The sequence below is a fragment of the Pseudomonas auratipiscis genome, from assembly GCF_036324085.1.
GTDB lineage: Bacteria > Pseudomonadota > Gammaproteobacteria > Pseudomonadales > Pseudomonadaceae > Aquipseudomonas > Aquipseudomonas auratipiscis.
Genome location: NZ_JAZDCU010000002.1, coordinates 24256 through 45528 on the forward strand (window position 1 = coordinate 24256; position 21273 = coordinate 45528).

Annotated in this window: 12 protein-coding genes; 8 read left to right on the forward strand and 4 right to left on the reverse strand. The window is 58.7% G+C overall.

The window, feature by feature from the left end:
- Complete coding sequence (locus V0R60_RS02585; RefSeq protein WP_136478556.1) at positions 1-414, reverse strand: rhodanese-like domain-containing protein; 414 nt, start codon at positions 412-414, stop codon at positions 1-3.
- Positions 415-628: 214 nt separating this feature from the next.
- Here V0R60_RS02585 and gpmI point away from each other — a divergent pair, with 214 nt between their 5' ends.
- The 4 genes from gpmI (at position 629) to V0R60_RS02605 (ending at position 5835) form a co-directional block, all read left to right on the forward strand.
- Positions 629-2164, forward strand: coding sequence for a 2,3-bisphosphoglycerate-independent phosphoglycerate mutase (gene gpmI, locus V0R60_RS02590; RefSeq protein WP_136478557.1), 1536 nt, complete (start codon positions 629-631; stop codon positions 2162-2164).
- Between the two features lie 185 nt (positions 2165-2349).
- On the forward strand, positions 2350-3636 hold the full coding sequence (locus V0R60_RS02595; RefSeq protein WP_136478558.1) for a murein hydrolase activator EnvC family protein: 1287 nt from the start codon (positions 2350-2352) through the stop codon (positions 3634-3636).
- Positions 3637-3724: 88 nt separating this feature from the next.
- Positions 3725-5053 carry a S41 family peptidase gene (locus tag V0R60_RS02600; protein ID WP_136478559.1) on the forward strand — a complete coding sequence of 443 codons (1329 nt, stop codon included), beginning with the start codon at positions 3725-3727 and terminating at the stop codon, positions 5051-5053.
- Between the two features lie 8 nt (positions 5054-5061).
- Complete coding sequence (locus V0R60_RS02605) at positions 5062-5835, forward strand: divergent polysaccharide deacetylase family protein (RefSeq protein WP_136478560.1); 774 nt, start codon at positions 5062-5064, stop codon at positions 5833-5835.
- Positions 5836-5839: 4 nt separating this feature from the next.
- Here V0R60_RS02605 and V0R60_RS02610 read toward each other — a convergent pair whose 3' ends face one another.
- Positions 5840-10480, reverse strand: a complete 4641-nt coding sequence (locus V0R60_RS02610; protein WP_330078914.1) for a dermonecrotic toxin domain-containing protein — start codon at positions 10478-10480, stop codon at positions 5840-5842.
- 202 nt (positions 10481-10682) lie between these two features.
- Positions 10683-12629, reverse strand: coding sequence for a BCCT family transporter (locus V0R60_RS02615; RefSeq protein ID WP_256658399.1), 1947 nt, complete (start codon positions 12627-12629; stop codon positions 10683-10685).
- Positions 12630-13103: 474 nt separating this feature from the next.
- Here V0R60_RS02615 and betI point away from each other — a divergent pair, with 474 nt between their 5' ends.
- The 3 genes from betI (at position 13104) to betA (ending at position 17129) form a co-directional block, all read left to right on the forward strand.
- Positions 13104-13769: a transcriptional regulator BetI gene (gene betI, locus V0R60_RS02620; RefSeq protein ID WP_136478563.1), complete on the forward strand. Its 666-nt coding sequence runs from the start codon at positions 13104-13106 to the stop codon at positions 13767-13769.
- A gap of 29 nt (positions 13770-13798) precedes the next feature.
- A complete protein-coding gene (gene betB, locus V0R60_RS02625) occupies positions 13799-15271 on the forward strand; it encodes a betaine-aldehyde dehydrogenase (protein ID WP_330078913.1) in 1473 nt (490 codons plus the stop codon).
- A gap of 166 nt (positions 15272-15437) precedes the next feature.
- The gene (gene betA / locus V0R60_RS02630; protein WP_330078912.1) at positions 15438-17129 is read left to right on the forward strand and encodes a choline dehydrogenase; all 1692 of its coding nucleotides are present in this window, start codon (positions 15438-15440) and stop codon (positions 17127-17129) included.
- 69 nt (positions 17130-17198) lie between these two features.
- On the opposite strand, the gene V0R60_RS02635 is transcribed toward betA, so the two are convergent.
- Complete coding sequence (locus tag V0R60_RS02635) at positions 17199-19349, reverse strand: dermonecrotic toxin domain-containing protein (protein WP_136478566.1); 2151 nt, start codon at positions 19347-19349, stop codon at positions 17199-17201.
- Between the two features lie 167 nt (positions 19350-19516).
- Here V0R60_RS02635 and V0R60_RS02640 point away from each other — a divergent pair, with 167 nt between their 5' ends.
- Positions 19517-21259, forward strand: coding sequence for a potassium/proton antiporter (locus V0R60_RS02640; RefSeq protein ID WP_136478567.1), 1743 nt, complete (start codon positions 19517-19519; stop codon positions 21257-21259).
- Positions 21260-21273: the final 14 nt, after the last annotated feature.

A 21273-nucleotide genomic window follows, 5' to 3' on the forward strand; every position in this document is an offset into this window, starting at 1 on the left:
TCACTTCACCAGAGGCAGGTTGTCGGCTTTCCAGCTCGACACACCACCGGACAGCTTGGCAGCGGTAAAACCGGCCTTGAGCAATTCACGGGCGGTGGTGCCGGCATGCTGGCCCATCGCATCGACCACGATCAGGGTCTTGGCCTTGTGCTTTTCCAGCTCGCCGATACGGGCAGCGAACTTGTCTTGCGGAATATTCAGAGCGCCAACAATGTGGCCAGCCGCGTAATCCTTGGTCGAACGGATGTCGATAACCAGGCCTTTCTCGCTGTTGACCAGTGCCGTCAGCTCGCCGGTACTCAGGCTACGACCACCTTTGCGGGCTTCAGTAACGATCAGCAGAATCAGCAGAACGACGAAGATACCAACCAGCAGATAGTGATTTGTTGCGAATTCAATCAGGTGAGCAACCATCGGAGGGTGTTCCAGGCCATTAAAAATGTTGGCCAGTATACACAGCCCCCTAGGTCGGCCAAAGCCCGCCCGAGCGGCTAGCTGCCAGTAATTCTCATCTATGCCTGCTGTCCGTCGGCCAACGCTGGGCGGCGGGCAAGGTAAATTCGTCATTCATGGCCAATTTGCCCTAAAATGCGTGTCTTTATCATCTGAACAACCGTGAGTGCGATTGATGACGAGCACGCCAAAACCTTTGGTCCTGATCATCCTGGATGGTTTCGGTCATAGCGAAAGCCACGAATACAACGCCATCTACTCGGCCAACACGCCGGTCTACGATCGCCTGCGCGCCACCCAGCCGCATGGCTTGATCTCGGGCTCGGGCATGGACGTCGGCCTGCCTGACGGACAGATGGGCAACTCGGAAGTGGGTCATATGAACCTTGGCGCTGGCCGCGTGGTTTACCAGGACTTCACTCGGGTGACCAAATCCATCAAAGATGGCGACTTTTTCGAAAATGCCGTGCTGTGCGGCGCGGTCGACAAAGCCGCATCAGCCGGCAAAGCCGTCCACATTCTCGGTCTGCTTTCCGATGGTGGCGTGCACAGCCACCAGGACCACTTGATCGCCATGGCCGAACTGGCCGCACAGCGTGGCGCCGAGAATATCTACCTGCACGCCTTCCTTGACGGCCGTGACACGCCCCCCAAAAGCGCACAGTCGTCCATCGAGCTGCTCGACGCCACGTTCGCCAAGCTCGGCAAGGGCCGCATCGCCAGCCTGATCGGTCGCTACTACGCTATGGACCGCGATAATCGCTGGGACCGTGTTGCAGCTGCCTATAACCTCATCGTCGACAGCGCCGCCGAATTTACCGCCGACAACGCCAAGGCTGGCCTCGAAGCTGCCTACGCCCGTGGCGAGAGCGACGAGTTCGTCAAAGCCACACGCGTTGGCGCAGCAGTCAAGGTCGAAGACGGCGACGCGGTAATCTTCATGAATTTTCGCGCCGACCGCGCCCGCGAACTGTCGCGCGTGTTCGTCGAAGCCGATTTCAACGAATTCCCACGAGCACGCCTGCCGAAATTGGCGGCCTATATCGGCCTGACCCAGTATTCGGCAAAAATCCCGGCCCCTGCCGCTTTTGCCCCTGGCAGCTTGGACAACGTGCTGGGCGAATACCTGGCCAAGAACGGCAAGACTCAGCTACGCATTGCCGAAACCGAGAAGTACGCGCACGTCACCTTCTTCTTCTCCGGCGGTCGCGAAGAACCGTTCGAAGGCGAAGAGCGCATCCTGATTCCATCGCCAAAGGTCGCTACCTATGACCTGCAGCCGGAAATGAGCGCTCCGGAAGTGACCGACCGCATCGTTGAAGCCATCGAGCAGCAGCGTTACGACGTGATCGTGGTCAACTATGCCAACGGCGACATGGTCGGCCATAGCGGTGTATTCGAAGCGGCGGTCAAGGCAGTTGAGGCACTGGACCTGTGTGTCGGGCGCATCGTCCAAGCTCTCGACAAGGTTGGCGGCGAAGCCTTGATCACGGCTGACCATGGCAACGTCGAGCAAATGGAAGATGCCTGTACTGGTCAGGCGCACACCGCGCATACCACCGAGCCGGTGCCTTTCATCTATGTCGGCAAACGCAACGTCAAGGTCCGCGAAGGCGGTGTTCTGGCTGACGTCGCGCCAACCATGCTCAAACTGCTGGGCCTTGAAAAACCAGCAGAAATGACCGGCGAGTCGATTCTCGTAGAGGGCTGAAGCTAAAAGTCATCAGCACCAAGGGGCAAGAAAAGGCGCAATCGCGCGCGATCTTCTTGCCGCTTGATGCGTGCAACTTGAAGCTTTAGCCGACCAACGCCTCAACGCAGTTGCCTTGAGGCGTTTTTTTTGCGGCCTGCGGCGGGCATACTAGGCCAGTCTCCATCCCTGGTGTCGCTCACTCCATGTTCCGCGTCCTGATCGTTCTAGCCATGTCTTGCTTGCTCAGCCCGGCGTTTGCCGATGAGCGCGCGCAAACCCAGCAGCAACTGGACGCCACGCGTCAGGACATTGCCGAGCTGAAAAAAATGCTTGGCCAGTTGCAGCAGGAAAAATCCGGTGTGCAGAAAGACCTGCGCAATACCGAAACCGATATCGGCAAGCTGGAAAAGCAGGTGGAGGCCCTGCAACAGGAACTAAAAAAGACCGAGGGCGAGCTGGAGCGCCTTGATCAAGAGAAAAAAAAACTCCAGAGCGCCCGCGTTGAACAACAACGGCTGATTGCCATCCAGGCCCGTTCGGCTTACCAGAACGGCCGCGAGGAATACCTCAAGCTGCTGCTCAACCAGCAGAACCCGGAAAAATTCGCTCGCACCCTGACCTATTACGACTACCTCAGCCAGGCGCGCCTGGCGCAGTTGCGCAGTTTCAATGAAACCTTGCGCCAGTTGGCCAACGTCGAACAGGACATCAGCCTGCAGCAAGCCCAGCTACTGGCCCAGCAAGGCAACCTGGACGCTCAGCGCCAGGAACTCGAAAAAGTACGCAGCGAACGCCAGCAAGTACTGGCCAAGCTCAATACCGACGTCAAAGCCCGCGACCAGAAACTGCAGGCTCGTGAGCAGGATCAGGCCGACCTGAGCAAAGTTCTCAAAACCATTGAAGAAACCCTGGCCCGACAGGCCCGTGAAGCCGAAGCAGCCCGTCAAAAGGCGCTGCTCGCGGCCCAGGAAGCGCAAAAGCAGCGTCAGCGCGACGCCCTGGCAGCAAGCAGCAGCGCGACGCCAAGCAAACCCAAGGCCCTTCCCGGCCCCCTGGTTTCCAGCAGCGGCGAAACCTTCGGCGGCGCTTTTTCTTCGGCTCGAGGAAAACTTCCATGGCCGGTCAATGGTCGATTGCTCGCGCGGTTTGGCGAAGCCCGTGGCGGTGACTCACGGGCAAAATGGGACGGGGTAATGATCAGTGCCTCTGCCGGCAGCCAAGTACGTGCTGTGCATGGCGGTCGAGTCGTGTTCGCCGACTGGTTGCGCGGCGCTGGACTTCTGGTCATTCTCGACCATGGTAATGGTTACCTGAGCCTGTACGGCCACAACCAGAGCCTGCTCAAGAGTGCCGGAGACGTGGTCAAGGCCGGTGAGGCCATTTCCACCGTCGGCGACAGCGGTGGCCAGAACAGCTCGGGGCTGTATTTCGCCATCCGCCAGCAAGGTCGCCCCAGCGACCCCGCACAATGGTGCCGTGCCCAAGGATAGGCCCACCCCTTATTTGACGGCCTAGCGTGAGATCACGCTGTGCCGAAGCTCCAGCCGGAGCGCTACCAGGATCAGGAGTTCGTTCGACATGCTGCATTCGCCTCGCCTCACCTCGCTGGCCCTGACCATCGCCATGGTCCTTGGCGCGCCCCTGGCCCGCGCGGCCGAGCCGACCAAGCCCACCGCGGTGCCGGCCACGACGGTATCGGCTGCCGCTTCCGCCAAGGCACCGTTGCCTCTGGACGAGCTGCGCACCTTTGCCGAGGTCATGGACAGGATCAAAGCCGCTTATGTCGAACCTGTAGACGACAAGACCCTGCTGGAAAACGCCATCAAAGGCATGCTCAGCAACCTCGATCCGCACTCCGCCTACCTGGGGCCGGAAGATTTCCAGGAACTGCAGGAAAGCACCAGCGGCGAATTCGGCGGCCTGGGCATCGAAGTCGGTATGGAAGATGGCTTCGTCAAAGTGGTATCGCCAATTGACGACACGCCGGCCTCACGTGCCGGAATCGAAGCCGGCGACCTGATCGTCAAGATCAATGGCCAACCAACTCGCGGCCAGACCATGACTGAAGCGGTCGACAAGATGCGCGGCAAGATCGGTGAGAAAATTACCCTGACGCTGGTACGCGACGGCGGCACGCCATTCGACGTAACCCTTGCCCGCGCAGTCATTCAGGTCAAGAGCGTGAAGAGCCAACTGCTCGAAGACGGCTACGGCTATATCCGTATTACCCAGTTCCAGGTCAAGACCGGTGAAGAAGTCGGCAAGGCCCTGGCCAAGCTGCGCAAAGACAACGGTAAGAAGCTGCGCGGTCTGGTCCTGGACCTGCGCAACAACCCCGGAGGTGTACTGCAATCGGCGGTTGAAGTGGCAGACCACTTCTTGACCAAAGGCTTGATCGTCTACACCAAGGGACGGATTGCCAACTCCGAGCTGCGCTTCTCTGCCGATCCAGCCGACGCCAGTGAAGCAGTACCGCTTGTGGTACTGATCAACGGTGGCAGCGCCTCGGCGTCGGAAATTGTCGCTGGCGCACTGCAAGACCAGAAGCGCGGCGTGCTGATGGGGACCGACAGCTTCGGCAAGGGCTCGGTGCAAACCGTATTGCCGTTGAACAATGATCGTGCGCTCAAGCTCACCACAGCGCTGTATTACACCCCCAATGGCCGTTCGATTCAGGCCCAGGGCATTGTTCCGGACATCGAGGTGCGCCAGGCGAAGTTGACCGCCGAGCAAGACACCGAGAACTTCAAGGAAGCCGACCTGCAAGGCCACTTGGGCAACGGTAATGGTGGTGCCGACCGGCCAACCAGCAACGCCAAGCGCAAAGAGCGGCCACAAGACAACGACTTCCAGCTCAGCCAGGCCCTCAGCCTGCTCAAGGGCTTGAGCATCACCCACAGCAAGTGACGCTCTGCATGCGCTACCTGTTGTGCACCCTTCTGTATCTGTTGAGCAGCGCCGCTTTTGCGGCGCCTGCCCATCAGGGCAAAGCCTACCTGAGCCTGATCATCGATGACCTGGGCCAGAACAGCGCTCGCGACAGCCGTACCTTGGCCCTACCCGGCCCGGTAACACTGGCGATCATGCCCGACACCCCTCATGCCACAGACTTCGCCCGCCAGGCCCACAAGGCTGGAAAGACGGTGATTCTGCACATGCCCATGGACCCGGCAACCGGTCCTTACGCCTGGCATCCGGGTACGCCACTGCCCGAGCTGGCGCAGCGCCTGGCTGCGGCCCTGGACAAGGTGCCTTATGCCGCTGGGATCAACAATCACATGGGCAGTCGCATGACGTCGCAAGCCGAGCCGATGGCCTGGCTTATGGCTGAACTGCAACGCCGTCACCTGTACTTCATCGACAGCCGCACCAGCGCGGCCACCGTGGCCGCGGCCAAGGCTCAAGCACTCGATCTCGCGCATGTGTCGCGGGATGTGTTCCTTGATGATGTACGCACCCCAGAAGCCATTGCCGCGCAACTACAGCAAGGGATCGACTTGGCGCGCAAGCAGGGGTCGGCGGTGCTGATCGGCCACCCCTACCCGCAGACCCTCGAAGTGCTCGAACGCGAACTGCCCCGGCTCAAAAGCCAGGGCATCGAGTGGATCACCATCGGCCAAATGATTGCCCAACGTGGCAACCTGGCCATGCCAGCCCATGGCAAACACGGCCTGTACCAGAACCGCTAGCTGGTCACTCGAAGGGAATAATGCCCTCCACATCAGCCAAGCGCAGTTTGCCCCGATAGATATCCAGCACGTCGTTGTTTTGGGCCGCGCGCATTTGCGCCTCCCGCCCAAGTTTGCGTTGTGCCCAGATTTTCAGATGCCCCTGGGTGAAGCTACGGTCATCGGCGTCCTCGCTGGAGTAGTGGAAGTGCGCCTCCCAAAGGCCCACTCCCCGGTCTTGTCCCAACTCGGGAAGCCGCCTGATTTCATAAACATCCAAATAGTCATGGGCTGCCAATCTCCTGCGCGACACACTACGAGCTATCGTTACCTGTCTTTCCTGGAACAGATACTTCAGGCCATTTGCCGAAGGATGGCTGGTGGTCAAATACAACGACTTGAGCAGATCCCGCTGGTTCGACTCCAGGCGTTGGATGCCGCTGCGCAGCTCTTCGTACAGCGGGGCGTCCACTGAACTCCGCGCTATGCCAGCCATGACTTCCTGCAACTTCTGCGTGTGCTGCTCCATGACCGTCGTCAACCCCAGCGGCTCCTTGGAGTTGCTGTAACGCCGCGCAAGATCAACCACCGAGTTGATTTCATCGAGTAATTTACGCGCACGTTTTCTGATACCGCGCATGTTGTCTGGCGTCGAAGGCGAGGTAGGAGCGAGTGGGTCGCGGGCCGGTGCAACCTCTTCAACCCCCCGCGGGTCGAAGGTTTTCAGGACATTGCCCTGACTGTCCTTCTGTTGGATGACCGGAGCGCCGTCGACCTCCAACTCTTCACCCAGTACGCTCCTACCCTTTTGCGTCAGAACCACGCGCCGTTTACCGCCCCGGGAGTGCTGCGAGTACGTACGAACAGGACGCGGCTCAGCAAGCTCTTGCTCTCGTACCGCCGAAGTCATTTCCTTTCTAGCCGAGTCCTGAAGCTTCTTCAGCGATGCCCGGTACAGCTTGAGTTTCTCACTTCGGATAGCAGGACCGCCCAGACTTGCCAGATAATCAGCCATACAGGCTGCTTCTTCGTACGACTCCAGTACGCCATTGAGGACGTCGATGCGTTCTGCCAGGGTCAGCTCACTTCCGGCCAGTTCACCATGGGCTGCGCCGGCGCTCTTTAACGCAGGGCCGTCCAAATACCCTTCGTACTCTTGCAGCACCTGCTCGTCAGTGCCCTGCAGCCGATCCAGACTGAGCTCGGCAAGGTCTTCCAGCAGGTGAAATTCCAGATCGACCGCGTTGAGTTGTCTCAGCTTGATCATTTTCTTCAGTATCGAATCCCTGTTTACTTTCTCACCGTCTGCATCCTTGAAGAAAATCGACTGATCCTTGAGCGTATCTTCGAGCAGGTTATCCATATGGCTCGACACTTCAATAAGGTTTTCCCCCCATCCCTGAACCTTTTCCAATACCGCAACAAAGTGCCTGTACTCCTGCTTCTCTGCCTCGGTTTCTGGTAGAACCGCAATTCGATCCTTGAGCTTGTCGACGTTTTCTTCATTGAGTATTTTCGCCACCTCGTTGAAGTAAGCCTCTGCGTACTCCAAAAAGCTCTGGCGCACGTAACTCCGCTGCTGAGTAAGCACATCGACAAAACCCGGCTCCATGAAGCTCATCTGGTTCAATGCGCTCAGTATGTTGTCGTGTTCAAGGTTGTTGTCGATAACCTGCTTCAGCTCGGCAACGACTCGCTCATTGATCCGTTTGTGCAAGCCTATGAGCAAATTGAGCTTGTCTTTCTCTACGTCGTTGGGCTCAGGCAGGGCCCGCAACGCTTCAATCTGCCCCTGGTTTTCGATCAATTGATCGCGGTGCCGATTGAACGTCTCACGGATCGGTTCGCTTTTGCTGATGATCTGCGCTTCTTCTGCCCTGAGCGCCACCATTCGCTTCTGGTTCTCCTCCCGCAGCCGCTGCACACGGCTTTTGGGCATTCCGCCACGCAAACGCAGCCCATCATCAATGCGCCAGACGCCATGCTTACTAACAATCCATGGGCCGAGACGCCCTGACGGGTCAGCTATGCGCACTTGACCATCGGCAAGCGATAGCAGGTACACATCTCCCGCCAGGCTCACGTAATAATGACCGGCTATCAGATAGAGTCCTGCAGTGTCCCCAGTCGCCAATGGCTCGTGCTCATTCACGGAAACGTCGGTGCGCATGGCCAGTAACGCCTCCCGCTGCCCGGCGGTGAGCATGTTGAAACCTTGCCTTCCACGCCAGGACAGATCCAGCTGCAGTTGGCCCTGCGCGGCAAGCGCACTTGGGAGGAACGTTTCTCCCTGGCGTACAACGGTTGTTGAATGGCTCCCCTGCGGCGCCTGCACAGGTAAGCCATCGAATGTAGTCGGGTGAGGTCGCGGGACGACATCGGGAATGCTCTTCGCAGGCAACCTTGCATGCAAAAGCACCATCGCAGTATTGAAAATCAGGTCCACCGCAGCTGCACTACGCTCACTTCGCGATCCCTTTTGCAACGCATTGATGTCATTGCTAAGTGACATCAGAAGCTGAACCATCCAGGCGAATACGGCAACCGGACCTTTGAGTGGAAGTGAAACCACCTGAAAGAGCAGCCAAGCACCCTCACTTAGAATGGCCCAGCGACTTTCCTGGTTGGAAACCGACTGACGATCCGCGAGCTCGACAAGCAGATCACGGTTTGACTCGTAGAGTTTCAGATCGACATCTGTCCTCCAGAACCGTGGGGCAAAAGTCGGTGGTTTGGGGGCTTCGGGCAATAATCCAGTATCAATAATTGGCCTGTTCCAATGCGGTTCGCTGAAGCCACCCAAGTCATAGAGGGGTCGGGCCTGCGGCAACATCCATTCAAGAATGCTCTGTTGCAGCGACTCAGAGGCACGAATCGAAGCCAACATTGCTTCGATACTGGCGAACTCCAGTATCGTCTGGGTGGGGTACAAAGGGCGGAAGAGGATCACTGTCGCAGGCTGCGCCGAGAACAGAACATACATGCCTCGAACCAGATCATAATCACTGCCTTGCGCATCAGGTGTGAAAGCCAATGGCATCAACTGCATGCTTGGCTGCATTTCATCTACTTGGTATCGGCAATAGCTCGCGACAACCTGTAATCCAGTCTCGCTTAGCGTTTCGTTCAACCTTGCTTTAAGCGCACTGAACAGCAGCGAACACCGCCACTCCCTGGCAAAACGAATCACCCGCTGGGGCTTGGCGCTCGGATCATCGAGCATTCGGGCCACGTAAGCCGGATAGCTGCCACCGATGTCGACACGCTGGACCAGGGACTGAACATAGGCGGGTGTCATCCACGGCATGATCAACTGCGCTTCACGGTGAGTGATCGCTGTAATCGTGGCACCGCCTAGCGAACTCAAATTACCTATGGCGAAATCGCTCAGGGTTTCAGTGCGCGTTTCGATACTTGAGTCGCCCACCCCTGCACCTGCCCCCCCGGCAGCGCCAGCGACCGTTGTCAGCGTCAGCTTCAAATCATCGGGAAAGTAATTTGCCTCCGTTGGAAAGTCACTCAGTAACTGCGCTCTCAAACGGTTGCGGGTGTAGCTATAAAGATCAGCAACACCATCCAGCGCCGCGACGCCAGCGGACTCGAGCTGCGCCAATGCAAGATCGAACAGACCGCATTGAAAAGCGAAGCTGTCATTGGCCTCCCTTCGCATCAGACCAGGCGGAACGTGCACATTCGAATCGGCAATCGGTACATAGCCTTTTATAAACCAGGCCGATGGATCACTGAGCGCCGCGAAAAACTGCTCCATCGCTGCCACATCCACGCAGCTTAGGTACTCTCCTCGAACGAAGGGCTGGAACAGTGCATCGACCAACAACGCAGTTTGATGGGCGAAAATATCTCCCTCAAGCTCGTAGCGATGCCACGTCATCGAGTCGAAGTACAACATCGCGCCCAGTGTTTCGCGCAGCGCAAGCGTGAAGTCATCAAGCGATTCAAATGCCCGGACCACACCTGACGGTGCGACCCACACCACCAACTGCCGTTCGTCCAATTCGGTCGAGATAAGCAGGTTCGGCAGCGTCTGAGCGAACGATAGGCCATAGCGTTCGAGCTGAACCTGGACCACGAACACCTGCGGCTGCTCCTTTCCTCCCTTGAGCACCCCCTGAATGCAAAACCGCTCCTGGGCATCGAGACCTTGCAGAGGCAGGTTTTGCAACAGCGTCGACTTGAGCACCTGCTGCAGCCAGCAATCACGGCTCACGCCTTGGCTGCCGACGGCAGCCCAGTAATCAAGTTGCGCCTGGCAAAAAAGCTCGGCCAGCAGTTGACGCAACTCGTCGAGCTCACCGAGCGCCTTGTTCACTGACACCGTAGCGTGCTCCAGCTTGTTCCCTTCAGCGTCGTGCAGATAATGGGGTGCCGTTACCGACACCAGAAATTCGCCCCCTGCCGCTGCCATTGATTGCAGGCTTCGGTTCGCGAGCATCGCCTCAAGAAGCACATCTACCAACGAACGCGGTGTCCAGGATTGATAGGGCGTGGCCATTTGTGAGTTGTCGTCTGGGATCTGCAGCACCAACGGCCCACCATCAGGCAGCTGGGCCGCGGCAACGACCGGGTAGTGCGTCGCCAGAATTTCCAGGGCCTTGTGCCCGGCCAACTGGCGCAAGGTGGGACGATCAGCGAATTCGGCGGCCACGGCAGCATGGAAGTCCGCTGAAAGAGTTGAATTGCTGGGCATGTGGGATAGCTCCTGTGGGCAAGAGCATCGCAGGGTATTTCGGCGTCACCTTGCGCCTGCGGTACATATGGCTGGCCAATCACAGCACTGTGCAAAGGCGGCCAAAACGACAAAGGCCCGATTCTCACGAACCGGGCCTTTGTCGGACCTCTATAACTTGTTAGCTGTACACTCGTCCCAGCAACTGGCGATGGCTCTCGAACTGATCAAGCACATCACGGGTGATCTGATCAGGTGTAAAGCCCATCAGGTCATACTCCTGGCTACCGTTATGCAGGTACACCTCGGCTCGGTAGAAGCGCTGACGCACCTCACTCTCACCTTCGACCGGCGCTTCGCTCGGAGCAGCCAGATAGCCGTCCAGGCTTACTTCATAAACGAAAGGATTGCCCTCTTCCATCATCACTCGCAGACCTATGGTCGAACGCGACTGGCCGATGCGGGTTTCTACCTCCACGCCTAAGTTCTGCAACTGTAGCGCAGCGTCCTTCAAGGCCGGGCTGATCTGCTTATCCATGAAGCGCTGGACCATCGCCTGGGTCGGCTGTAGATCCAACTGACTAAGACGCTCGCTGAAGCCGCGACGACCACGAGCTGCCAGCTCCGCTTGCTCCTGCTCGATCTGGCTATCCTGCTTCATGGCCTTGTACAAGCCGAACATGAACAACACCAATACCACCGAGAACGGCAGACCAGCCAGCACCACCATGGTTTGCATGGCTTCGAAGTTACCCGCGAACAGCAAACCTACGGTGACTACGGTGATGATTGCCGACCACAGAATACGCAGCCAATGCGGCGCATCTTCGTCAACGTTGCCACCTTTGCACGAAAGGTTGGCCATCATTACCGCACCGGAGTCAGCCGGCGTCAGGAACAACACGAAGCCGACGAAGATGGCCACGCCAACAACGATCTTGGCTGCCGGGAAGTGTTCAAGCAGTTGGTAGATCGACATCGAGGGCTGTTCCAGCGCTGTTCGCCCCAGCTCTACCGCGCCCTGGTTGATCACCAGGTCCAGAGCCGTGTTGCCGAATATCGAAAGCCAGGCCAGGGTAAAGCCCAACGGAATCAGCAGCACACCAGCGACCAGTTCACGAACAGTACGGCCACGAGAGATGCGGGCAATGAACATACCGACAAATGGACCCCAGGAAATCCACCAGGCCCAATAGAACACGGTCCACAAGCCCAACCAGCGTTCGGACTTGGCGCCGTCGCCTTCATAGACATAAAGATCAAAGGTCTTGAGCACCGCGCCATTGAGGTAGTCACCGATGTTCTGCACGAAGCTATTGAGCAAATGCAGGGTTGGACCATTGAGCAACACGAACAGCAACAGGCCGCTGAACAGAATGATGTTCAGGTTGGACAAGCGACGAATGCCATTTTCCACACCCGACACCGCCGCAATGGTCGCCACGGTGCTCATCACCAGAATCACGATCAGCAGGTTGGTTTTGCTGTGATCCATGCCAAACAAGTATTCCAGGCCCGAGGACACCTGCATCGAGCCGATACCAAGGTTGGTCACCAGGCCCAGCAAGGTTACGAACATGCCGAAGATGTCCACGGTGTGGCCCGCAGCACCCTTGACCCAACGCTCGCCGACCAGCGGATAGAGCGCCGAACGCAACGCCAATGGTTGGTTGTGGCGATAAGCGAAGTAGGCCACGGCCAGACCAACCAGGGCATAGATTGCCCAGCCGTGCAGGCCCCAGTGCAGGAAGGTCAACTGCAACCCTTCACGGGCGGCCTGGAGGCTGGCCGGCGAACCTTGTGGCGGGTTGAAGTAGTGGTCCAGCGGCTCGGAAGCACCGAAGTACAGCAGCGAAATACCGATACCGGAAGAAAACAGCATGCCGGCCCAGGCACCGTAACTGAAGTCCGGCTTGTCATCCTTGCCGCCAAGCTTGAGCTTGCCGAAGTTGGAGAAGGCCAGAACGATGACGAACAGCAGATAACCGCCAATCACCAGCATGTAGTACCAGCCAAAGCTGCGCGACAGCCAGGCCTGGGCCTGGCCGAGCACGCGGCCAGCTGTTTCGGGAACCGCAATAAGCAAGGCAGTCAAAAGCAGGATCAGTAGCGTCGAGGTGTAGAACACCACGCTATTGACCCGGACCCTCTCGGCAGGGGTCTTGATAAGTGAGGAACTCATTGCACGTAGGCTCCGGGCAGTGCGAGAGAAACGAAACGACCTTTGCCTGAGCAAATGGTGCAATAGCCCCACTGCGTCAGGTGTTATAAAAGCACCTTGAAAAACCGTGATCCCGAATCGATTGCGTTGAAAAAAACAGAACCGATACCCCGCTCCGAGGGTAGCGCCGCGCGATGTGTTACCGCTCGGCAGATCTGTTCAACGCGCCGCCTGCGCCCGTCAACGCCTTGTATTCCTGGGGTTACACGTCTTTTTGGGGTGCCAATTTGTGTCGCTGAACAGTGGAAAATTCCTGTCAATGGCACAGATTGTCGCAGAGCTTATTCTTTGTTGATTGAACGTTCAATCAAAACAAAATAGACTGGCCTTCGCCGAGGCAGCCGCTCGTCGTCTGCTCGCAGGCCTGAGGAGATTTGCAAAATGCCCAAGGTCGGTATGCAACCTATTCGCCGCCAGCAGTTAATCGAAGCCACATTGCTGGCTATCGACCAGGTCGGCATGGGAGACGCCAGCATTGCGCTGATCGCCCGTTTGGCCGGTGTGTCGAATGGCATCATCAGTCACTACTTTCAGGACAAGAACGGCCTGATCGCAGCGACTATGCAGTACTTGATGAGCGTGCTGAGCGAGAACGTCGTCGCCAACCGGCAGGCGCTCAAGAACAACAGCCCGCGTGCCCACCTGCAGGTGATCATCGAAGGCAACTTCGACGCCAGTCAGGTCAACGGCCCGGCAATGAAAACCTGGTTGGCCTTCTGGGCCTCCAGCATGCACCAGCCGTCTTTGCACAGGTTGCAGCGGATCAACGATCACCGCTTGTATTCCAACCTGTGCTGCCAGTTCCGCCGCGTCCTGCCGCTGCCTGAGGCACGCACTGCGGCGCGTGGGCTGGCAGCGTTGATCGATGGTCTGTGGCTGCGCGGTGCGCTGTCCGGAGAAGCTTTCGACACCGACCAGGCGAAACAAATCGCTTACGAATACATGGATCTACAACTGGCGAAGCAGACGAGTCCGAACACACAAACCCGGACCTCTGAACCACTACGCGCCGCAATTGCCAAACAGGCAGGAGCGTCGCTCGGATAGCCAAACCACAATGCACTTGCGAGGACACTATGGCCCGTTTCGAACTGCAAAAACTTTACATTGATGGTGGTTATGTCGACGCTTCCAGCGACGCTACCTTTGAAGCCATCAACCCGGCCAACGGCGAAGTCCTCGCCCAGGTGCAACGCGCCACCGAAGCAGACGTCGAGCGCGCAGTAGAAAGCGCCGAGCGCGGCCAGAAGGTCTGGGCGGCCATGACCGCCATGCAGCGTTCGCGCATCCTGCGTCGCGCCGTCGACATTCTGCGTGAGCGCAACGATGAGCTGGCCGCCCTGGAAACCCTGGACACCGGCAAGTCGTACTCCGAAACCCGCTACGTCGACATCGTCACCGGCGCCGACGTGCTGGAATACTACGCAGGCCTGGTACCGGCCATCGAAGGCGAGCAGATCCCGCTGCGCGACAGCTCGTTCGTCTACACCCGCCGCGAGCCGCTCGGTGTGACAGTGGGTATCGGCGCCTGGAACTACCCGATCCAGATTGCGCTGTGGAAATCCGCTCCAGCCCTGGCCGCCGGCAACGCGATGATCTTCAAGCCAAGCGAAGTCACCTCGCTGACGACCCTGAAACTGGCCGAAATCTACACCGAAGCTGGCCTCCCAGACGGCGTGTTCAACGTTCTGACCGGTAGCGGCCGCGAAGTCGGCACCTGGCTGACCGAGCACCCGCGCATCGAAAAAATCTCCTTCACCGGCGGCACCACGACCGGCAAGAAGGTCATGGCCAGCGCCTCGAGCTCGACGCTCAAGGAAGTCACCATGGAACTGGGCGGCAAGTCGCCGCTGATCATCTGTGAAGACGCTGATCTCGATCGCGCCGCCGATATCGCCATGATGGCCAACTTCTACAGTTCGGGCCAGGTCTGCACCAACGGCACCCGCGTATTCGTCCCTGCTTCGATGAAAGCAGCCTTCGAGGCCAAGATTGCCGAGCGCGTTGCGCGAATCCGTGTTGGTAACCCAGAAGACGAAAATACCAACTTCGGTCCACTGGTCAGCTTCGCTCACATGGAAAGCGTGCTGAGCTACATCGCCAAGGGCAAGGAAGAAGGTGCGCGCGTACTGTGCGGTGGCGAACGTCTGACCGATGGCGAGTTCGCCAAAGGTGCTTTCGTGGCCCCCACTGTGTTTACCGATTGCCAAGACGACATGACCATCGTCAAAGAAGAAATCTTTGGCCCAGTGATGAGCATCCTCTCCTACGAGAGCGAAGAAGAAGTCATTCGTCGTGCCAACGACACCGAATACGGCCTGGCCGCCGGCGTCTGCACCAACGACATCAGCCGCGCCCACCGCATCATCCATCAACTGGAAGCCGGTATCTGCTGGATCAACGCTTGGGGCGAATCGCCAGCTGAAATGCCGGTTGGCGGCTACAAGCAGTCCGGTGTCGGCCGCGAAAACGGCGTGAGCTCGCTGGCTCAGTACACCCGTATCAAATCGGTACAGGTTGAACTGGGTGGGTACACCTCGGTTTTCTGAGGCGACACGCCTCTGAAGCAACAGCTTCAAGCGGCAAGTTGCAAGTACCTGGCGGCGCGCGCTACGCCGACGCGTACTTGCAACTCCCACTAATTTGCGAGCCTCGCGCAACCGCTGTTTCTAGCGGCTTGGAGCTTGAGGCTTGCAGCTGCTTTCGGAGAAAGCCATGGAATTTGACTACATCATCGTCGGTGCCGGCTCGGCTGGTAACACCCTGGCGACGCGCCTGACCGAAGACAAAGACGTTACTGTCCTGCTGCTGGAGGCCGGTGGCCCTGACTACCGCCTGGATTTTCGCACCCAGATGCCAGCCGCCCTGGCCTTCCCGCTGCAAGGCCGTCGCTACAACTGGGCCTATGAGACCGATCCCGAGCCACATATGGACGGCCGCCGAATGGAATGCGGTCGCGGCAAAGGCCTCGGTGGCTCCTCGCTGATCAACGGCATGTGCTATATCCGCGGCAACGCCATGGACTTCGACGGCTGGGCTGAATTGCCAGGCCTGGAAGACTGGACCTACCTGGACTGCCTACCGTACTTCCGCAAGGCGGAAACCCGTGACATCGGTCCGAACGACTACCACGGCGGCGAAGGCCCGGTCAGCGTGACCACGCCTAAAGCCGGGAATAATCCGCTGTTCCATGCCATGGTCGAAGCCGGTGTACAGGCCGGTTACCCGCGCACCGAAGACCTCAACGGCTATCAGCAGGAAGGTTTCGGCCCTATGGACCGCACCGTAACGCCGAAGGGCCGTCGCTCCAGCACCGCTCGCGGTTACCTGGACACCGCCAAGAAGCGTTCGACCCTGACCATCGTCACTCACGCTCTGACCGATCGAATCCTGTTCGACGGCAAGCGCGCCGTGGGCGTGACCTACCTGGTCGGCGCTGGCGAAGAGCGCGTTGAAGCCCGTGCCCGCAAGGAAGTCATCGTTTGCAGCGGCGCCATCGCCTCGCCGCAGTTGCTGCAACGTTCTGGCGTCGGCCCGGCTGAACTTCTGAAAAGCCTCGACATTCCAGTGGTCCATGACCTGCCGGGTGTCGGTGAGAACCTGCAGGACCACCTGGAACTCTACCTGCAGTATGCATGCACCCAGCCTGTGTCCCTCTATCCTTCGCTGCTCTGGTACAACCAGCCGGCCATCGGTGCCGAGTGGCTGTTCAACGGCACCGGTATCGGCGCCAGCAACCAGTTCGAAGCGGGTGGTTTCATCCGTACTCGCGAAGAGTTCAAGTGGCCGAACATCCAGTACCACTTCCTGCCGGTTGCGATTAACTACAACGGCAGCAATGGTGTACAGGAACACGGTTTCCAGGCGCACATGGGTTCGATGCGCTCGCCAAGCCGCGGTCGCATCCAGGCCAAGTCCAAAGACCCACGCCAACATCCAAGCATTTTGTTCAACTACATGGCCACCGAGCAGGACTGGCAGGAATTTCGTGACGGCATTCGCCTGACTCGCGAAATCATGGCTCAGCCTGCACTGGACGCTTACCGGGGTCGCGAAATCAGCCCTGGCGCCGACGTGCAGACCGACGAGGAACTGGACAAATTCATCCGTGAGCACGCCGAAACCGCGTTCCACCCTTCCTGCTCGTGCAAGATGGGTATCGACGACATGGCCGTGGTAGATGGACAGGGCCGTGTGCACGGCATGCAGGGCCTGCGTGTTGTCGATGCCTCGATCATGCCGATCATCATCACCGGCAACCTCAACGCCACCACGATCATGATCGCCGAGAAAATCTCCGACAAGATCCGTGGCCGCCAATCGTTGCCGCGCAGCACAGCCAAGTATTACGTGGCCAACGAGGCGCCGGTCAAAGGCAAGCCGATGCGTGAAGTGAAACAGGCTTAACGTCTGCGTTACGACCAAAAGGCACTCGCGAGAGTGCCTTTTTGCTAATACCCGCCTGCCGTCAGCGACTCATGTCGGCAACGGAAAAAATCGCCTCATCAATGAGTCATCGTCAGCAGCACCCAATCGCTGCGTCATTGCCATGCGATCGAACTGCTCGCCGCTGTGCATGTCGTACACGATTGCGCTGTCAGGCGCTTCGGCCAACGCTTTCAACCGCACCTCCATGAAGCGATAAGCCTTTCCTTGCACAGCTGTCACCTGCTCAATCTGCAGATATCGCCCGGGCATCATCAGCGACTCCACTTCATCCGGTCTGGTGGAGAACGGTGCCACTGGCGTCACTTGCGCTGATTCGCCTGGTTCCAGGCTATAAATCACCGCACTGTCATCGAATATCACAGCACCACTGACCTGCGCTAGTGGGTTATTGAAAACCTCCCAAAGCGCATAAGGGTTATCGGTGAACGAGCAAAAATCCGTGGTGACCAGCACATCACCTACCCCCAGCCGGCCTTCGCGAAAAGCCAAGGTGCCAGTTCCTCGTATGCTCGACGCCGCTCGGTACATCCGCACATTGTTGTGCACGCCGACCTGCTCTAACGCCTCCGCCAAGCGGTGACTGCGCCGAATGCTGTCGACCAGATCATCCTCCAGCGGCAATCCACGCCATAGGTTGTTGTAACGCGCTGGGGAGTGGCTGTATTCATAGATCGCGGGCGACCCGAAGCCAAGCTCGTCGCGGTATACCGCCAAAGGCTCGCTGAATGCATCAAGGTATTCGCCCGCTGCACCCACCGCCTCAGCATCGGCCAACGGCACTGCAGCCAGCAGTGACTCCTGGCGGGCAAGCGCTTGGTCCGAAGAGGCCAGCAGTTCGTTTGCTGCCGGGCGCATGTAAATCTCCCACTGCGGACTGCTCACGGCACCTACCTGCCCAGCGACACGAGTAGGCACAGGAGAGCGTGCAAACAGCTCGCTGGAACGGATCATGCCGGCGTCGAGCAGAATGAACAGCATGTCCATCAGCACAGCCCACCAAGCGTTCGCTCGCCAGGCCGCCTTGCCGTTGATCGCCATGTCCAGGTGTAGCGCCAACATGCTAACGCCGATGCCCAGCGATGTCAGCGCCAGCGGCCAACCCAATGGTGTCATCGGCGCGATGATCAACGCCGTTGCCTGCAGGCTGGACAGCCAGGAGGCCTTGCGCAACTGGGCATTGGACGTCAGCCGTTCATGAGCATTACTGACCAATTCATCCATGACCTGCTCGCGCAGGTGCACGATTAAATCACCAGACACGCGCTGAGAGCCGATGCGCACGTAATCCGGCTCGCTAACCATTACCTGGAAGTATTTGCGCAATTGCCCGCGCAAGGCCTGCGCCAGCACATCACCACCGACAAAGTGCAGCATCATCCGCTCGCGACCTTCCTGCGTCGTGACCTGGTCCTGCAGCCAAGCCTTTAGGTCTCGTTGACGCTCGAATACAACCAGGGCGCCGCGGTCATCTGCACGATAGAGGCAACGTCTCCCCGTCCTCAGCGGCAGCACAAAGAGGGTGCGGGCGGCGATTCCACCGAGAGTCAATGCGGCCCAACCGCCCTGCACAGAACCCGTTGCTGAAGCCTGCAATGCAGACACAGCCAACGGCAGTTGGGTTTCCGGCAGCAGGCTGGCCAATACCTGCTCCCGCTCAGCTTCGGTAAGTGGCGCTGGGACGAGTGCGGCAAGCAACCGCGCTCTTGCCAGGGTACAGAAATCGTCGCCACGTTCGCGGCGAAACCTCCCCAGCAAACGCGTGTATTGCCCGGAAAAGTCCAGTTCCCAAAGCCTCTCGAGAACCCACTGGGGAGCAAGACGCAGTTCATTACGTTCGTCGTACACGCCATGGCTGTTATCGACCCGGTAGAAGCCACCATAGACCGACAGTGCATCAGTATCGCTCTGCTGCGCCGGGCTGAAGCGTTGCATGACCAGTTCGGTGAAGGTCAGTGATCGGTGCGGCGGCCGCGAATGCCGCCATCCGGTGAAGCTCAACGAGCTGGAAGCCGCCGAGTCGAATTCGTGCCAATAGACGCTGTCGGGATCAAGCCAATAACCTGAATGACGCCTCAACAGGTGGCCTGCGGCCTGACGGGCCAGGCCCTGCAAGTCAGGAAACTGCCCGATGTATCGCCGGGCGATATGTTCAAGGGGTTCATCGATGGGTGTAGTCAAAGTCTGCTGCCTTCCATGAGTGCTTAAAACACTACTTCAACCCATGACAAGCCCCTGAATGTGGTAACACTTTACAGCCCGCGCCGGCATCGGGTTAGAATCAGAGCGCATGCAGCCTGCCTGTTCAGCACCACCCCTCCCGCCTGTTTTACCCTGGAGTACTGCCTTTGGATGCGTCCACCATCAATAGCCTGTTCTTGATCGGCGCATTGCTGGTAGGTGCAAGTATTCTGGTCAGCTCACTGTCATCCCGGCTGGGCATCCCGATTCTGGTCATCATTCTCGCAGTCGGCATGGCCGCAGGCGTAGATGGCGGCGGCATCATCTTTAACAACTACCCGACCGCCTACCTGGTGGGCAACCTGGCATTGGCCGTAATCCTCCTCGATGGTGGTTTACGCACGCGCGTGGCCAGTTTCCGCGTGGCGCTGTGGCCAGCGCTGTCTCTGGCCACCGTAGGCGTGCTGATCACCACCGGGCTGACCGGTATGGTAGCCGCCTGGCTGTTCGACCTGAGTCTGATTCAGGGCCTGTTGATTGGCGCTATCGTAGGCTCCACCGACGCTGCAGCGGTATTCTCGCTGCTGGGCGGCAAAGGCCTGAACGAGCGGGTCACCGCGACGCTGGAAATCGAATCGGGCAGTAATGACCCGATGGCGGTGTTTCTCACCGTCACGCTTATCGACATGATCGCCAGCGGCCAGACCGGCTTGCACTGGAGCCTGCTCACTCACCTGCTGCGCGAATTCGGTATTGGCGGCCTGCTGGGTCTTGGCGGAGGCTGGCTGATGCTGCAAATGGTCAATCGCATCAATTTGGCGGGTGGCCTCTACCCGATTCTGGTCGTGGCCGGTGGCCTGGTGGTGTTCTCCCTGACCAACGCCCTGCACGGCAGTGGTTTCCTCGCCGTTTATCTGTGCGGCCTGGTGTTGGGCAACCGGCCAATTCGTAGCCGCCACGGCATTCTGCATATGCTCGATGGTATGGCCTGGCTCGCACAGATCGGTATGTTCCTGGTCCTCGGCTTGCTGGTAACCCCCCACGACTTACTGCCCATAGCCCTGCCCGCCTTGGGCCTGGCGCTGTGGATGATTATTTTCGCCCGGCCCTTGTCGGTGGTTGCCAGCCTGTTGCCGTTCAAGGCCTTCCATGGTCGCGAAAAAGCCTTTATTTCCTGGGTGGGCCTGCGCGGCGCGGTGCCGATCATTCTTGCAGTGTTCCCGCTGATGGCCGGCTTGCCCGACGCCCAGCTGTTCTTCAACCTGGCGTTCTTTATTGTTCTGGTCTCGCTGTTGGTACAAGGCACCAGCCTGCCGTGGATGGCCAAGCTGCTCAAGGTGACTGTGCCGCCAGACCCGGCACCGATCTCCCGCTCAGCCCTGGAGGTGCATATCACCAGCGAGTGGGAGCTGTTCGTCTACCGCCTCAGTGCGGAAAAGTGGTGTATCGGTGCAGCCCTGCGCGAGCTGAAAATGCCTGAAGGCACGCGTATCGCTGCCCTTTTTCGCGGTCAACAACTGCTCCATCCGTCGGGAAGTACCACCCTGGAAACCGACGATCTGCTCTGTGTAATCGGCCACGAACACAACCTGCCGGCCCTTGGCAAGCTGTTCAGTCAGGCGCCACAACGCGGGCTCGATTTACGTTTCTTCGGTGACTTCGTTCTCGAAGGTGACGCAGAACTGGGGGCTGTAGCGACGTTGTACGGTTTGCAGCTCGACGGACAAGACCCGCATATGCCGCTCAGCCGCTTCATTGCCCAGAAGGTTGGCGGTGCACCCGTGGTCGGCGACCAGATCGAATGGAACAACACACTATGGACAGTGGCGGTGATGGAGGGGAACAAGATCCTCAAAGTGGGCGTCAAATTCCCCGAAGGTACTCGACCCGGCCCCGGGTTGTTCCTTTAAACTCAAACTTCGCC

Excerpts from the sequence above, each read along its gene's own strand:
- gpmI (WP_136478557.1), top strand. The coding sequence starts at position 629 with ATGACGAGCACGCCAAAACCTTTGGTCCTGATCATCCTGGATGGTTTC.
- V0R60_RS02595 (WP_136478558.1), top strand. The coding sequence starts at position 2,350 with ATGTTCCGCGTCCTGATCGTTCTAGCCATGTCTTGCTTGCTCAGCCCG.
- V0R60_RS02585 (WP_136478556.1), bottom strand. The coding sequence starts at position 414 with ATGGTTGCTCACCTGATTGAATTCGCAACAAATCACTATCTGCTGGTT.
- betB (WP_330078913.1), top strand. The coding sequence starts at position 13,799 with ATGGCCCGTTTCGAACTGCAAAAACTTTACATTGATGGTGGTTATGTC.
- betA (WP_330078912.1), top strand. The coding sequence starts at position 15,438 with ATGGAATTTGACTACATCATCGTCGGTGCCGGCTCGGCTGGTAACACC.
- V0R60_RS02605 (WP_136478560.1), top strand. The coding sequence starts at position 5,062 with ATGCGCTACCTGTTGTGCACCCTTCTGTATCTGTTGAGCAGCGCCGCT.
- V0R60_RS02600 (WP_136478559.1), top strand. The coding sequence starts at position 3,725 with ATGCTGCATTCGCCTCGCCTCACCTCGCTGGCCCTGACCATCGCCATG.
- betI (WP_136478563.1), top strand. The coding sequence starts at position 13,104 with ATGCCCAAGGTCGGTATGCAACCTATTCGCCGCCAGCAGTTAATCGAA.